3 protein-coding genes are annotated in these 17374 nt (G+C 68.1%); all 3 read left to right on the top strand.

What is annotated here, in order from left to right; genetic code table 11:
* Positions 1-41: 41 nt before the first annotated feature.
* The 3 genes from CGL27_RS09710 to CGL27_RS09695 are packed head-to-tail and all read left to right on the top strand — an operon-like array spanning position 42 to position 17363.
* Positions 42-6536, top strand: coding sequence for a type I polyketide synthase (locus CGL27_RS09710; protein ID WP_119985973.1), 6495 nt, complete (start codon positions 42-44; stop codon positions 6534-6536).
* Positions 6537-6588: 52 nt separating this feature from the next.
* A complete protein-coding gene (locus tag CGL27_RS09705; protein ID WP_119985971.1) occupies positions 6589-12045 on the top strand; it encodes a type I polyketide synthase in 5457 nt (1818 codons plus the stop codon).
* Between the two features lie 29 nt (positions 12046-12074).
* On the top strand, positions 12075-17363 hold the full coding sequence (locus tag CGL27_RS09695; protein ID WP_162952931.1) for a type I polyketide synthase: 5289 nt from the start codon (positions 12075-12077) through the stop codon (positions 17361-17363).
* Positions 17364-17374: the final 11 nt, after the last annotated feature.

Genomic DNA, 17374 nt, shown 5'->3' with positions numbered 1-17374 from the left:
GCCACACCCCGATACCACTGCCTTCCAGGAGCTGAACTTTGATGGCGGATGAAGACAAGCTTCGCGACTATCTCAAGCGCGTTCTCGGCGAAGCGCAACGCTCCCGGCAGCGTGTGCTGGAGCTCGAGGCCGAGAAGTCGCAGCCGGTAGCGATTGTGGGTATGGCGTGCCGTCTTCCGGGTGGTGTGGCGAGCCCTCAGGACCTGTGGCGGTTGGTTAGTGAGGGTCGGGAGGGTGTGTCGGGTTTTCCTGAGGATCGTGGCTGGGATGTGGAGGGGTTGTTCGACGCTGATCCGGGTAGGGCGGGTAAGTCGTACACCGACCGGGGTGGGTTTTTGCCTGGGGCGGGCCTGTTCGATGCGGGCTTTTTTGGGATTTCGCCGCGTGAGGCGTTGGCGATGGATCCGCAGCAGCGGTTGTTGCTGGAGGTCTCGTGGGAGGCGTTGGAGCGGGCCGGGATCGACCCAGGGACGTTGAAAGGATCGGATGTCGGTGTCTTCTCCGGTGTGATCACCCAGGGGTACGGGATGCGGGGAGAGACCCCGCCGGAACTGGGCGGCTACCTCGCGACAGGGGTCGTGTCGAGTGTGGCATCCGGGCGTGTGTCGTATGTCTTCGGTTTCGAAGGCCCCGCGATCACGGTCGACACGGCCTGCTCGTCCTCCCTCGTAGCAATGCACTTGGCGGCCCAGGCGTTGCGTCAGGGTGAGTGCTCGATGGCGTTGGCGGGTGGCGCGACAGTGATGGCGAACCCCGCCACATTCGTCGAGTTCTCCCGCCAACGCGTGATGTCTTCGGACGGCCGATGCAAGGCCTACTCCGCGACCGCGGACGGCACCGGCTGGGCCGAGGGCGCCGGTGTCGTGGTCCTGGAACTGTTGTCAGAGGCCCGGCGAAACGGGCATCAGGTGCTTGCGGTCATCCGGAGTTCTGCGGTCAATCAGGATGGTGCGTCGAATGGTTTGACGGCGCCGAATGGGCCGTCGCAGCAGCGGGTGATTCGTAAGGCGCTTGCCAGTGCGGGTTTGTCGGCGGCTGATGTGGATGTGGTGGAGGGGCATGGCACGGGCACGGTGCTCGGTGATCCCATCGAAGCGCAGGCGCTGCTGGCCACTTACGGCCAGAACCGTCACCCGGAGCGCCCATTGTGGCTGGGCTCGCTGAAGTCGAACCTCGGGCATACCCAAGCCGCCGCCGGTGTGGCTAGTGTGATCAAGACGGTGGAGGCGCTGCGGCACGGCGTGATGCCGGCCACGTTGCACGCCGATACCCCGTCGTCACAGGTGGACTGGTCGGCGGGTGCGGTGGAGCTGCTGACCGAGGCTCGCGACTGGCCCGATACCGGCCGACCTCGCCGTGCTGCGGTGTCCTCCTTCAGCATGAGCGGGACCAACGCGCACCTGATCCTGGAGCATTCCCCCGAGCCGCAGGCGGAGTCTGTGTCTGAGCCGGTGTCGGATGTGGTGCCGCTGGTGGTGTCGGCGAGGAGTGCTCGTTCGCTGGTGGGCCAGGCGCAGCGACTCGCGTCCTTCGTCGGTTCCCAATCGGATGTGGTGCTGCCGGAGGTCGCGGCGGCGTTGGTGTCCCGGCGTGCGGTGTTGTCCGAGCGTGCGGTGGTGGTGGCGGGTTCGCGTGATGAGGCGTTGTCGGGGCTGGGCGCATTGGCGCGGGATGAGTCGCATCCCGGTGTTGTGACCGGCGGGTCGCTGGGTGCCGCTGTCTCGGGACGGAAGGTTCTGGTCTTTCCGGGTCAGGGTTCGCCGTGGGTTGGTATGGGTCGTGAGTTGTTGGATTGTTCGGCGGTGTTTGCGGCGCGGGTGGGGGAGTGTGCGGTGGCGTTGGAGCGGTGGGTGGATTGGTCGTTGGTGGATGTGTTGCGGGGGGATTGTTCGGCGGAGTTTTTTGAGCGTGAGGATGTGCGGCAGCCGGCGAGTTTTGCGGTGATGGTGGGTTTGGCCGCGGTGTGGGAGTCGGTGGGTGTGGTGGCGGATGTGGTGGTGGGTCATTCGGGTGGTGAGGTTGCTGCCGCGTATGTGTCGGGTGCGTTGTCGTTGGAGGATGCGGTTCGGGTTGTGGCGGTGCGGAGTCAGATCATTTCCGGTGTTCTTTCGGGTCGGGGTGGTATGGCGTCGGTGGGGTTGTCGGAGGAGGAGGTGGTTGCTCGTCTGCAGGAGTGGGATGGTCGGGTTGAGATCGGGGCGGTCAACAGTCCGTCCTCGGTGGTGATTTCTGGTGACGCCGAAGCCCTTGGTCAAGCCCTCGACGCCCTTGCGGCGGACGGCGTCAGCGCGCGCCGCATCGAAGTCGACTTCGCCTCCCACTCCTGGCAAGTCGAAGCGGCCGAGGAGATTCTGCGTGAAGCGTTCGCCGACATCCGTGCCCAGGCGCCGCTGATTCCCTTCTACTCGACCGTGACCGGTGAGTGGGTGCGGGAGGCGGGTGTCCTGGACGGCGGTTACTGGTATCGGAACCTGCGCAGTCAGGTCCGCTTCGGCCCCGCGATCGCTGACCTGCTGGCCGACGGCCACACCGTCTTCGTGGAATCGAGTGCCCATCCAGCACTCGTCTGGCTCATCAACGAGATCGCCGACGAGGCGAACACCGAGGTCCTGGTGAGCGGTTCGCTGCGCTATGAGGACGGCGGTCTGCGCCGCCTGTTCACCTCGATGGCCGACCTCTTCGTCCGAGGCATCAGCGTCGACTGGAGCGGCATCCTCGCGCCCAAAACCGACGCCAGCCGCGTCGACCTTCCGACGTACGCCTTCGAACACGAGCACTACTGGCTGCCGACCATGTCTACGACCGACGCGGCGTCGCTCGGACTGTCCGGGGCCGATCATCCATTACTGGGTGCGGTGGTGGCGGTGCCCGAGACCGATGGCGTGTTGGGTACCTCGTGGCTGTCGCTTCGTACGCATCCGTGGCTAGCGGACCATGCCGTGGGCGACGTCGTTCTCGTCCCCGGCACTGGTCTGGCGGAGTTGGTAGTGCGGGCGGGCGACGAAGTGGGCTGCGGCACGTTGGAAGAGCTGGTCATTGAGACGCCGCTTGTCGTACCCGCGCAAGGGGGTGTCCGTGTTCAGGTCGCGGTGGGCGGCCCTGAGGAGAACGGCACCCGCTCGGTGGCCGTGTACTCAGCTCGTGAGGACGGCGGTGGCGGTACCGGTACGGACGTTTGGACCCGTCACGCTGCCGGCACCCTCACGGCGGCTGCTGTCCCCGCTGCTGGTTTCGACTTCACGGTGTGGCCGCCGAGCGGTGCGGAGCGGGTGCCGTTCGACGCCGCCGAGTTCTATGAGGATCTGGCAGACCGCGGCTACGTTTACGGTCCGGCGTTCCAGGGTCTGCGTGGGGTGTGGCGGCGGGGCGAGGAAGTATTCGCCGAAGTCTCCCTGCCGGACGAGCAGCGTGGTGAGGCGAGCCGTTTCGGGTTGCACCCGGCGTTGCTCGACGCCGCCCTGCACAGCGGGTTCGTCCAGCCGGCCGGCACCGAGGCCGGCATTCGTGTGCCGTTCGCTTGGAACGGGCTCCGCCTGCACGCCACGGGTGCCTCTGAACTACGGGTGCGATCGGTACCGTCCGGGCCGGACGCGGTGTCGTTGCAAGCGGCCGACGGGGCCGGCGGTCCGGTGCTGAGCCTGCAATCACTGATTGCCCGGGCGGTGGACGTCGAGCAACTGGATCGGATGGCGACTGATGACGGCCGCGACGCACTGTTCGAGGTGGACTGGACCGAACTGCCCGCGCCTGCTCCGGGCGCCGAACCTCTGCCGTCGTGGGCGCTGGTGGCTTCGACCGAGGACGTAACGGAACTGGCAGGCGCCACGGAGGTGCCAGCGGTAGCGGTTCTTCAGGCCCTCGGCGGTGACGGCGAACACGACGCGCTCGCCCTGACCGTCAGGGTGCTCGAGGTCGTCCAGGCGTGGTTCGCTGCTGCGGATCTGGCGGAATCCCGGCTGGTGGTGGTCACACGGGGTGCGGTTCCGGTTGGTGGTGAGGGAGATGTCGCCGATCCGGCAGGTGCTGCGGTGTGGGGTCTGGTTCGGGCGGCTCAGGCCGAGAACCCGGACCGAATCGTCCTGCTCGATCTCGCTGCCGACTCCGGCCTCGACCTCGCTGGTACCGGGATGGGCTCGGTTCTGACTGCCGTATTGGCCGCCGATGAGCCGCAGGTCGCGGTCCGAGGCACCACGCTGTCCGTGCCGCGGCTCGTTCCTGCCGGTAAGCGGGCCTTGCAGATCCCCGAAGCGCGTGAGTGGCGGTTGAGTGCTACTGGTGGCACGCTCGACAGCCTTGCTCTGGTGCCGGAGCCCGGTGCTGCGGCGCCGCTGGCTGCGGGCCAGGTCCGCGTTGGTCTGCGGGCGTTGGGCCTCAACTTCCGTGACGTTCTTATCGCGTTGGGGATGTATCCAGGCGCGGCCGAGCTGGGTGGTGAGGGCGCCGGTGTCGTCCTGGAGGTCGGCGAGGGCGTTACGGGTCTGGCCGTCGGCGATCGGGTTATGGGTTTGACAGGTGTCGGATATGGACCGGTGGCTGTCGCTGACCATCGGTGTCTGGTCCGGATACCGCAGGGGTGGTCGTTCCAGCAGGCAGCCACGGTCCCCGTAGTGTTCCTCACCGCCTATTACGGTTTGCGTGATCTGGCGGGTCTGCGGGCCGGTGAGTCGGTGCTCATCCACGCTGCTACTGGTGGTGTGGGTATGGCCGCGACGCAGCTCGCCCGGCATCTGGGCGCCCGGGTGTTCGGCACGGCAAGCCCCGGCAAATGGGGAGTACTACGGGAACTGGGATTCGATGATGCCGACATCGCCTCATCGCGGACGGCGGACTTCGAGCAGCAATTCCTGACGGAGACCTCGGGCGCCGGAATGGACGTGGTCCTGGACTGTCTGGCCGGAGAGCTGGTGGATGCCTCGCTGCGGTTGTTGCCGCGCGGCGGCAGGTTCATCGAGATGGGCAAAACCGATACCCGGGATGCGGGCGTTGTCGCCGGAGAACATCCGGGGGTGGCTTACCAGGCGTTCGACGTTTTCGACGCCGGCCTCGACCGTATCCAGCAGATGCTCGTCGAATTGGCGAGACTGTTCGAAGCGGGCGAGCTCACCCCGTTGCCGTTTACCGCATGGGACGTGCGCCGTGCCCCGGACGCATTCCGTTACATGAGTCAGGCCCGGCACGTCGGCAAGATCGTGTTGAGTGTTCCGGAGCCCCTCGATCTCGAGGGCACGGTTGTGGTGACCGGTGGTACCGGCTCTCTGGGCGCTGTGGTGGCCCGGCACCTGGTTGGTGAGCATGGTGTGCGCCATCTGGTTCTCGCGAGCCGGCGTGGACCGGACGCCAAGGGAGCGCGAGAGCTGGTCGCCGAACTCGGTGAGGCCGGCGCGACGGTGACGGCGGTGGCGTGTGATGTCACCGACCGGGACGCGGTGGCGGCACTTCTGGCGGCCGTACCGGCCGAGCATCCACTGACTGGTGTCGTCCATACCGCGGGTGTGCTGGACGACGGTGTGATCGGAACGCTGACACCGGAACGTGTCGAAAGCGTCTTCGCTCCCAAGGTCACCGCTCTGTGTCATTTGGACGAGCTGACACGGGAGATGGACCTGTCGATGTTCGCGGCGTTCTCATCCGCGGCGGGTGTGTTCGGCTCGGCGGGACAAGGCAACTACGGCGCCGCCAACGCGTTCCTGGACGGTTGGATGGCCAGGCGCCGCGCTGAGGGATTGCCCGGTATCGCGATGGCCTGGGGCCTGTGGGAACAAACCACGGGCATGACCGCACACCTCAGTCAGGCCGACCAGGCACGTATGAGCCGTGGCGGAACACTGCCCATCGGCGTGGCTGAGGGCATGCGGCTGTTCGACGGGGCCCTGCGGATGCCTGCCGCGCTGGCGGTGCCGATCAAGCTGGACCTGCGGGGGCTGCGCGCTGATGCAGCGGCCGGCCGGGGTACTCTGGCTCTGCTGCGTGCTCTGGTGCATGCCGGTCGGCGGCAGGCGCAGGCCGGGGAGAACGGCGGTGGACTTGCCGCGAGGCTCGCCGGTCTCACACCGCAGGAGCAGGAAGCACTGCTGCTCGACCTGGTCCGGGCACAGGTGGCGATCGTCCTCGGCCACACCGCAGTAGCGAACGTCGAAGCGGACAAAGCGTTCAAGGACGCTGGCTTCGACTCCCTCACCTCGGTCGAGCTGCGCAACCGCCTGCGCGAAGCCACCGGCCTCAAGCTGGCGGCGACAGTCGTCTTCGACTACCCCACCCCACTCGCCCTCGCCCGCCACCTGCACGACGAGGCCGACATCACCGACGACGCCCAATCACTGGTGAATTCCAAGATTGACGACATCGAATCACTGATCACCGGATCGCTCTCCAACGATGCCAAGAAGGCCGGAGTCATACTCCGTCTCCAGAGGCTGGTGACGAAGCTCAACGGACTCGGCGATCAGAAGACGGACTCTGCAGTGGCAGAGCAACTGGAATCCGCCTCCGCTGATGAGGTCCTTGACTTCATCAACGAAGAGCTCGGACTCTCCTGAGAAATCACGCCTTCACTGATTGCCGCTCCCCAGCCCAGCTAAGGAATCGAAGATGGCCACGGCCGAGAAGCTCCTCAAGTCCCTCAAGCTTGTCACAGCCGAGCTGCACGCCCTGCGGCAACAGGTCGCGCGCGGAACCGACGAGCCGGTAGCGATTGTGGGTATGGCGTGCCGTCTTCCGGGTGGTGTGGCGAGCCCTCAGGACCTGTGGCGGTTGGTTAGTGAGGGTCGGGAGGGTGTGTCGGGTTTTCCTGAGGATCGTGGCTGGGATGTGGAGGGGTTGTTCGACGCTGATCCGGGTAGGGCGGGTAAGTCGTACACCGACCGGGGTGGGTTTTTGCATGGGGCGGGCCTGTTCGATGCGGGCTTTTTTGGGATTTCGCCGCGTGAGGCGTTGGCGATGGATCCGCAGCAGCGGTTGTTGCTGGAGGTCTCGTGGGAGGCGTTGGAGCGGGCCGGGATCGACCCGGGGACGTTGAAAGGATCGGATGTCGGTGTCTTCTCCGGTGTGATCACCCAGGGGTACGGGATGCGGGGAGAGACCCCGCCGGAACTGGGCGGTCTCGTCGGGACAGGGTCGACGGCGAGTGTGGCGTCCGGCCGTGTGTCGTACGTGTTCGGTTTCGAAGGGCCGTCGGTGTCCGTCGACACGGCGTGTTCGTCCTCGCTGGTGGCGATGCACTTGGCGGCGCAGGCGCTACGTCAGGGTGAGTGCTCGATGGCGTTGGCGGGTGGTGCGACGGTGATGGCGAACCCATCCACGTTCGTCGAGTTCTCCCGTCAGCAGGGGTTGTCGTCCGACGGTCGGTGCAAGGCCTTCTCCGCTGCCGCGGATGGTACGGGTCTGGCCGAGGGCGCTGGTGTCGTGGTCCTGGAACTGTTGTCAGAGGCCCGGCGTAACGGGCATCAGGTGCTTGCGGTCATCCGGAGTTCTGCGGTCAATCAGGATGGTGCGTCGAATGGTTTGACGGCGCCGAATGGGCCGTCGCAGCAGCGGGTGATTCGTAAGGCGCTTGCCAGTGCGGGTTTGTCGGCGGCTGATGTGGATGTGGTGGAGGGGCATGGCACGGGCACGGTGCTCGGTGATCCCATCGAAGCGCAGGCGCTGCTGGCCACTTACGGCCAGGACCGGGTACCCGAGCGTCCATTGTGGCTCGGTTCGCTGAAGTCGAACGTGGGCCATACTCAGGCCGCCGCCGGTGTGGCTGGTGTGATCAAGATGGTGGAGGCGTTGCGGCACGGCGTGATGCCGGCCACGTTGCACGCCGATACCCCGTCGTCACAGGTGGACTGGTCGGCGGGTGCGGTGGAGCTGCTGACCGAGGCTCGCGACTGGCCCGATACCGGCCGGCCTCGCCGTGCTGCTGTGTCCTCCTTCGGCGTGAGTGGGACCAACGCGCACCTGATCCTCGAACAGGCTCCTGTGGAGCAGTCCGCAGTGCCGGTGCCTGGGGAGTCGGGGCTGGTGGGAACCGATGGGGGAGTGGTGCCGCTGGTCCTGTCAGCGCGTGGTGCGGCTGGACTGGCGGGGCAGGCGGACAGGTTGGGATCGTTCCTGTCCGCACACACCGACCTCGACCTGGCCGAGGTCGCTCGGTCGCTGGTGTCGACGCGGGGTGCGCTGTCCGATCGGGCCGTGATCGTGGCGGGGAGCCGGGATGAGGCTCTGACAAGTCTCAACGCCCTCGCGCTGGGCCATTCCGCGGCAGGCGTGGTGACAGGCTCGGCACGGGACCCGAACGCAGCCGGCCGGGTGGTGTTCGTGTTTCCGGGGCAGGGCGCTCAGTGGGCCGGAATGGGCGCGGATCTGCTGGAGTCGTCGTCGGTGTTCGCGACCCGGTTCGATGAGTGTGCCCGTGTGCTGGACCCGCTGACAGGTTGGTCCTTGATGGATGTGGCACACGGGGCGGAGCAGGCTCCGTCGCTGGATGCCGTTGATGTCGTGCAACCGTTGTCGTGGGCGGTGATGGTCTCGCTGGCTGCGGTGTGGCAGGCCGCGGGCGTGGTGCCCGACGCTGTGGTGGGTCATTCACAAGGCGAGATCGCCGCAGCGTGTGTGGCTGGTGGATTGTCGCTGGACGATGCGGCTCGGGTGGTGGTGCTCCGCAGTCGTGCGATCGCGGCGGGTCTGTCGGGGCATGGCGGCATGGTGTCCGTCGCCTGTGATGCGCGGCGGGCACGGGAGCTGCTCGCGGCCTGGCCGGATCGTGTGGAGGTCGCGGCGGTCAACGGTCGCGCGTCGGTAGTGGTCGCGGGTGACCCGGATGCTCTGAGCGAGCTGCTGGCTGTGTGTGAGACGGAGGGCGTGCGGGCGCGGCGGATCCCGGTGGACTACGCCTCGCATTCGGCACACGTGGAGGCGATCGAGCAAAACCTGATGGACACCCTGGCGGGAATCAGGCCCCAGCCGGGTTCTGTCCCGTTCTACTCCACGGTGACCGGTGGTCTGCTGGACATGGCCGCTCTGGGAGCGGGGTACTGGTACCGGAACCTGCGTCAGACAGTCCAGTTCGCCCCGGTCATCCGCTCCTTGACAGTCGGCGGGCACGGCGTGTTCGTCGAGGTCAGCTCCCACCCTGTCCTGGCTCCCGCTATTGAGGAGACCGTGGAGGGGGCAGCCGCAGGTCCCGTAGTGGTGATCGGGACGTTGCGTCGTGAGGAGAGCGGTCCGCGTCGAGTACTGGAGGCGCTGGGCCGACTGCATGCCCATGGTGTCGCGGTTGATTGGCCGGCCGTGGTCGGGCGCAGTGCCGGACGGCCGATGGAACTGCCGACATATGCCTTCCAGCAGGAGCACTTCTGGCTGGCAGGCGGGGCGGGCACCAATGACGCCACCGCCCTCGGTCTGGGCGTGGTGGATCATCCCCTTCTGGGGGCGGTGACCTCGTTGCCCGGTTCCGGAGGTGTCCTGTTCGCTTCCCGCTGGTCCCGGCGTACCCACCCCTGGCTCTCCGATCATGCTGCCGGCACGGAACTGGTTTTTGCCGAGGCGTTTGTCGAGGTGCTGCTGCGTGCGGCTGATGAGGTCGGCTGCGGGCTGCTTGCTGAACTCGACGTCGAGGTCCCCTTGCGGCTGCCTCCGCACGGTGGCGTACGGGTGCACATCGAGATCGGCGAACCGGATGAGTCCGGTGAACGCCGGGCCCATGTGTACTCCCGGTGCGAGGACGCGGCTGAGCAGGAGGGCTGGACCCGCCACATCACGGCCCTCATCGCACCCGACAGCAGCCTGCCCGACTTCGAGCTGACTCAATGGCCACCGCAGGGCAGCACGGCGGTGGATGTACTCGGTCATGAGGGGCTGGACGCGGTCTGGACACGGGGTGGGGAGATTTTCGCGGAAGTCTCCTTGCCCGAGGAATCTGCGGAATCCGGCAAGTTCTGTCTGCATCCCGTACTGCTCGAAGCCGCAGCGGGTGCACGGTCCTCGACCGAACCGGCTGCGGAGTACTCAGAGCCGGAACTCCGAACCCTGTGGCGGCACGTACGCCTGCACGCTACCGGCGCCTCGATGCTGCGCGTGCACGTGCTGCCGGGCGCCTCTGGCACCTTCGGTCTGCGTCTTGCCGACGCGGCGGGAGCTCCGGTCGCGTCGGTGGCGGCGATTACGGTCCGCTCGACCTCACCAGAGGAGCTCAGCGCCGTTCCGGGATCGCGTGGGTTGCGAGATTCCTTGTTCCGGATGGAATGGTCGGAGTCGGCGGTGTCGTCTTCGGGTGGTTCTGCCGAGGTCCGGTGTGTGTCGACAGGTGCGGATCTGGCGGCGCTGGTGTCGGCCGGGACGCCGACGGCTGTGGTGGTGGCCGACCTGACGGACCTGTCGGGCGGGTTTCGGCCGGTCCTGGTGCAGGCGTTGGAGCTGGTGCAGGGGTGGTTGGCGGAACCGGCGCTGGACGGCATCCGGCTGATGGTGGTGACCCCGGATGTCAGCGATCCGGTGGCTGCCGCGGTGTGGGGCCTGGTGCGTTCGGCGCAGGCTGAGCATCCGGACCGGTTCGTCCTGGTGAGTACGGACGGCACGGACGAGGGTACGGAGGCGCCTCGGCGTATGCCTGTGGGCGTACTGGCGGATGTGCACGCATCCGGCGAGCCGCAGGTCGCACTCCGATCGGGCGCGGTCCTCGTCCCGCGTCTCGCTCGTGTCGCCGATACAGACCAGGCTTCCACCGGCCGTCGTCTCAACCCCGATGGCACCGCGCTGATAACCGGTGGTACCGGTGCGCTTGGTGCGCTGGTGGCCCGGCATCTGGTCGTCGAGCACAAGATCCGGAGTCTGGTCCTGGTAAGTCGTCGGGGCCCGGGCGCCCCGGGGGCCGCCGATCTCGACGCGGAGCTGACTGCCCTGGGTGCCCGCGTGCGAATTGTCGCCTGCGACATCGCAGACCGAGAGGCGGCCGGGGAACTGATCGCCTCTGTACCGCGGGACGCGCCGCTCACTGCTGTGGTGCACACGGCCGGTGTGTTCGACGACGGCGTGGTCACGGCCCTTACACCGGAGCGGCTTGACGCGGTTCTCCGCCAGAAGGCGGACGCGGCGCTGGTCCTGGACGAGCTGACCCGCCACCTGGACTTGGCGGCCTTCGTCCTGTTCTCTTCCGCCGCCGGAACTTTCGGCAACCTCGGCCAGGGAAACCTGGCCGCCTCGAACGCGTATCTTGACGCGCTGGCGGTACTACGCCGGGCTGCCGGGCTACCCGCCACATCTGTTGCCTGGGGGGTGTGGGACCAGACCGGCATCAGCGGGGACCTGGGCGTGGCCGATCAGCGGAGGATGGCCCGGTGGGGCCTGGTCGCACACTCCGCCCAGGAGGGTCTGGAGCTGTTCGACGCGGCGCTGCAGGCAGACGACGCGGTGCTCGTGGCCGCGAGGCTGGACTTCGCCGGGCTGCGCGCCCAGGCCGCCTCCGAACCCGTACACCCACTGCTGCGGCGCCTCGTGCGGGCCGGCCGTCGCGCAGCTCAGCAGGCACCCTTCCGCGAGGGCAGCCTCGCCGGACAGCTGGCTGCCACGCCCCCGGTTCAGCGGGAGCAGATCCTGCTGGATCTGGTGCGGCGCGAGGTCGCTGTGGTCCTCGGCTATTCGACACCACGCAAGGTCGACCCCGACCGGGCCTTCCAGGACGTCGGGTTCACCTCGGTGCTGGCCGTCGAACTCCGTAACCGACTCGCCGGGCTCGCAGGGATCCGGCTCCCGGCATCGATCGCCTTCGACCATCCCACACCGCGGCGCATGATGCGCCATCTGCTCGCGGAACTGTGCCCAGAGGATGGCAGCGAGTCGGCGGATCGGGAGGATGAGATCCGGAGGGCCCTGGCGACCACACCTCTGTCCCGGTTCCGCGAGCTTGGGCTCATGGAGCAGATCCTGCACCTGGTGGCGCATCCCAGTGGTGAAAGTGCCGCAGCACCGGACACCGCCGAACCGAAGCAGGACGCCGAGCCGCTGATCGCGGAGATGGACGTCGACAACCTTGTGAAGCGGGCGATGGAAAAGGCCCGGAAGCCGTAGTGACGCACGCCGGAACAGGGAGATAAGCAGTGGCCAGTTCAGAGAGCAAGGTCGTCGAAGCACTGCGCGCTTCACTGATGGAGAACGAACGGCTGGAGAACGAGGTCCAGAGCATCCGCGACAGCCTCACCGAGCCGATCGCCATCGTCGGCATGGCGTGCCGGTTCCCCGGGGGGGTGTCGTCGCCGGAAGAGTTGTGGGAATTGATCGCGGACGGCCGTTCCGCGGTCGAGGGGTTCCCCACCAACCGGGGCTGGGACCTGGAGAACCTGTACGACCCGGACCTCGACCGGCCCGGCACGACGTACGTACGGGAGGGCGCGTTCCTACACGACGCGGGCGAGTTCGACGCCGGCTTCTTCGGCATCTCCCAAAGCGAGACGATGGTCATGGACCCACAGCAGCGCCTGATGCTGGAGACATCTTGGGAGGCGTTCGAACGGGCGGGCATCGACCCGGCTGCTATGCGTGGCAAGAACGTCGGCGTGTTCGCCGGCATGGCCGCCGGGCAGGAATACGGGACCGCTTTCCACAGCATCCCCGACGAGCTCGAGGGCTACGTGATGACCGGCGGTCTGGCGAGCGTCCTTTCGGGACGGGTCTCCTATACGTTCGGATTCGAGGGGCCGGCAGTCACGATCGACACGGCCTGCTCCTCGTCCCTGGTGGCCCTGCACATGGCAGCGCAGTCCCTGCGTTCGGGCGAGTCGTCGCTGGCGCTGGTCGGAGGCACCAACGTGATGGCCACGCCCACTGCCTTCGTGCTGACCGCGCGTGCACGAGGCCTGGCGAAGGACGGCCGGTGCAAGGCGTTCGCGGCATCCGCGGATGGAACGAACTGGGCCGAGGGCGTGGGCGTCCTGCTGCTGGAGCGGCTTTCCGATGCCGTCCGCAACGGCCGTGAGGTCCTCGGCGTCGTACGGGCCACCGCGGTGAACCAGGATGGCGCGTCCAACGGACTCGCCGCGCCCAACGGGCCCTCGCAGCAGCGGGTGATCCGCCAGGCACTCGCGGCCGGCGGCCTGTCGCCGGCCGACGTCGACATCGTCGAGGCGCACGGCACCGGAACCGCCCTCGGCGACCCCATCGAGGCACAGGCGCTCCTCACCACCTATGGTCAGAACCGTGCCCCCGAACTGCCGCTGTGGCTCGGTTCGGTGAAGTCGAACCTTGGACACGCGGGCGCTGCGGCGGGCGTCGCCGGTGTGATCAAGATGGTGATGGCGATGCGGCATGGTGTGCTGCCGCGGACACTGCATGTGGACGAGCCGACGCCTGAGGTCGACTGGTCTGCCGGAGCGGTCGAGCTGCTGACCGAGGCGCACGAGTGGCCCGAGGTCGGCCGTCCTCGCCGTGCGGGGGTCTCCGGCTTCGGCGCCAGCGGCACCAACGCACACGTCATCCTGGAGCAGGCGACCGAGCAGACATCCGGGAACCTGCCCGACGAGAAGGCACGCGTGCTGGGCGACTCGGTTGTGCCGCTGGTCGTCTCGGCCCGTGGCAAGGCGGGTCTTGCCGGCCAGGCTCGCCGTCTCGGCTCGTTCCTGATACAGCGTCAAGAAACAGACGTGCTCGACGTCGGCCAGTCGCTGGTGCGGAGCCGGGGTCCACTCCCGGACCGTGCGGTCGTGCTCGCCGCGGACCGGGACGAGGCGCTGGCCGGACTCGACGCGGTGGCCCGCGCCGAGTCCGCGCCCGGTGTGGTCACGGGATTTGCCGAGAGCACAGTGGGCCGGACCGTCCTCGTGTTCCCCGGCCAGGGCACACAGTGGGCGGGAATGGGAGCGGAACTGCTCGAAGCCTCACCTGTGTTCGCAACCAGGATGACCGAGTGCGCCGAGGTGCTCGACCCGCTCACCGGCTGGTCGCTGCTCGATGTGGTACGGCAGGTGGAGGGCGCCCGGTCTCTTGAAGACGTCGACGTCTTGCAGCCGGTGTCGTGGGCACTGATGGTGTCGCTGGCCGCGTTGTGGGAGGCGTGCGGGGTCGTCCCGGACGCGGTCGTGGGTCATTCCCTGGGCGAGATCGCCGCTGCCTGCTATGCCGGTGCGCTGTCCCTTCCCGACGCCGCCCGCCTCATGGTTCACCGGTCCAGGATTGCCGAAGCCGAGCTGGTGGGACGCGGAGGAATGGCGTCCCTCACCGCCGATGTCAAGGCCGTCTCCGTGCTGATCGAGGAGTGGCCGGGTCTGGAGATCGCCGCGGTCAACGGACCCGCCTCCGTGGTCGTGACCGGTGAACTGCCCTCCCTGGAAGAGCTGCTCGCCCGATGCGAAGCCGACGGCATCCGCGCCCGCAGGATTCGCGGCATCAACGGCGCCGCACACTCCTCACAGATCGACGTGCTGCACGACTCTTTCCTGGAGGCCCTCGCCTCGGTCTCCGCCGGGCCTTCGCGCGTACCGCTGTACTCCACGGTGACCGGGCGACTCCATGACACCACGGAGTTCGACGTCGAGCACTGGTTCCGCAACATGCGGCAGACCGTGCAGTTCGACCCGGCCATCCGGTCCCTGGTCGGCGACGGGCACGGCGTGTTCATCGAGGTCAGTGCTCATCCTGTGCTGACGTCGAGCGTCCAGGACGTGCTGGAGGACCTCGAGGCCGGACCGGCTGTCGTCACCGGGACGCTGCGCCGCGACGACGGCGGCCCGCGCCGGTTCCTCGCCTCGCTGGCCCACCTGTACGCCCACGGCGTACGGGTCAACTGGGAAGCCGTCCTCGGCCGCGGCAGGGAACGGCCCGTAGACCTGCCGACGTACGCCTTTCAGCGCCAGCGGTACTGGCTGGAGACGGCAGAGTCCCGTGGGGACGCACCGGGCCTCGGTCTGGAGGTAGCGAACCATCCCCTGCTCGGCGCGGTTACCGAGATCCCCGGCTCGGACGGCGTGCTGTTCACTTCCCGGCTGTCGCTGCGCACACACCCCTGGCTCGCCGACCACGCGGGCGCCGGAGTCGTCCTCTTGCCGGGAGCGGCCTTCGTGGAACTCGCGGTCCGTGCCGCGGACGAGGTCGGCTACGGGCTGGTCGGCGAACTGGTCATCGAGCGCCCCCTGGTGCTGCCCGAGAGCGGCGGCGTCCAGGTACGCGTGTGGGCCGGCGAGCCCGACGAGTCCGGCCACCGTACCGTCCAGGTTCACTCCCGCCGGGAGGAAGCCGGCCCGCGAGGGAGCTGGACCCGTCATGTCTCCGGGCGCTTGGTGCCGGAGGACGGACGGGCCGAGTTCGACCTCACCCAGTGGCCGCCGCCCGGCGCCACCGCGGTCGACCCGGACGCGTTCGCCCACGCGTACGACCACTTGGCAGAGGCGGGATACCACTATGGTCCGGCCTTTCAGGGACTGCGTGCGGCTTGGACTCGTGGCGAGGAGGTGTTCGCCGAGGTCTCACTGCCGGAGTCAGCGGGCAAGGCCGATGAGTACGGGCTGCACCCGGCCCTGCTGGACGCGGCCATGCACTCCAGTCTCTTCCGCCCCGATCTGAGCGACGAGAGCCCGAAGCTGGCCCTGCCGTTCGTCTGGCGCGACGTCCGGCTGCACGCCGACGGAGCCTCGGCACTGCGGGTGCGCCTCATCCCGCTCGCCCCCGACACGATCCGCCTGCACCTGGCCGACACCTCCGGCGCACCCGTGGTTTCCGTCGACTCGATGGTCCTGCGCCCCGTGGTCCCGGAACTGCTGCGCGTCGGCTCAGGCGCGGCCAAGGACCAGATGTTCCGGGTGGCCTGGGAGCCCATCTCCGTCAGGAGCGTGGACGACGAGCTGAACGCCGTACGCGTGACGACTGCCGAGGACGTCCGTGCCGTGGCCGCAACGGCCCCGCGTGTGCTCCTGCTCGATGTGGCCGGCGATGGACGTACGGACCCCGACGCGGCCCGGGACCTCAGCGGGCGGGTGCTGGAGGCCGTCCAGGCGTGGCTGGCGGAGCTCGCCTTCCAGGACACCGTTCTCCTCGCTCTCACACACTCCGGGGCGGCCGTCCGGGATGGGGACCCGGCTCCCGATCTCGCCGTTGCGACGGCCGCCGGCCTGCTGCGTGCGGCGCAGTCCGAGAACGTGGGCCGCATCATCCTGGTCGACACGGACGGCACGGAGGCGTCAGCCCGGCGCCTGCCCGATGTGCTCGCGACCGGGGAACCGCAGGCGGCACTTCGGTCAGGCTCGGTGGCGGTGCCGAGGCTCGTCAGGGCCTCGCCCGCCGAGGTCCAGGACCGTCCGCTGAACCCCGGGGGTACGGTTCTGATCACCGGCGGTACGGGTTCGCTGGGTCGCCTGGCGGCCGGGCACCTGGTTACCGAGCACAAGATCAGGAGTCTGCTCCTGGTGAGCCGGCAAGGACCGGACGCACCGGGCGCGGCCGAGCTGGAGGCCGAACTCACTGGACTCGGCGCGAACGTCCGGATCGTTGCGTGCGACGTCTCCGACCGGGACTCCGTGGCCGCGCTGCTGGCCTCTGTTCCCCACGACGCCCCTCTCACCGGCGTGATCCACACAGCCGGTGTGCTGGATGACGGTGTGGTCACCTCCCTGACGCCCGAACGGCTCGACACGGTGCTCCGTCCCAAGGCCGACGCGGCACAGATCCTGGACGAACTCACGCGCGATCTCGACCTTTCCGTCTTCGTCCTGTACTCCTCTATTGCGGGGATCTTCGGTGCAGCGGGCCAGAGCAGCTATGCCGCCGCGAACTCCTTCCTCGACGCGCTCGCTGAACGCCGTCGCGCTTGCGGACTGCCGGCGACCTCACTGGTGTGGGGATGGTGGGGCCAGGTGTCCGGCATAGTGGACAAGCTCGCCGAGGTCGACCTGAAGCGCTTCGACCGGCTCAACATGATCGAGTTCACCGCACAAGAGGGCATGGAGCTGTTCGACCTTGCGCTGTCCGATCGCAGCGCTGCCTTGGTCCTGGCGAAGATGGACCTGCAAGCAATGCGGGACCGGACTGACTCCGCATCTGTCGCCCCACTGCTGCGCGGCCTCATCCGCGTGGGTCGGCGGGCCGCCAGTGACGGGGCGCCCGGGGCCGGCGGGCTGGCCGGGCGGCTGGCCGAGGTGTCCCCCGGCCAACGAGAGAAGATCTTGGCCGAACTGGTCCAGCGCGAGGTCGCCGCGATTCTCGGCTACCTTTCGTGGGACGAGATCGGATCGGACCTGTCCTTCTTCGACATCGGGTTCGACTCGTTGACCGCCGTCGAGCTCGCGAACCGGCTGTCGGCGCTGACCGGCCTCCGCATCCCGTCCACCTTCGCCTTCGACCGCCCCACGGTGGACCTGGCTGTCGAGGCGCTGCTGGAGCGCCTCGAACTCCACGCGGACTAGCCGGAACCTTC

This window comes from Streptomyces sp. 11-1-2 (assembly GCF_003595545.1).
GTDB lineage: Bacteria > Actinomycetota > Actinomycetes > Streptomycetales > Streptomycetaceae > Streptomyces > Streptomyces hygroscopicus_B.
This window is presented reverse-complemented; position numbering and strand designations above follow the sequence as displayed.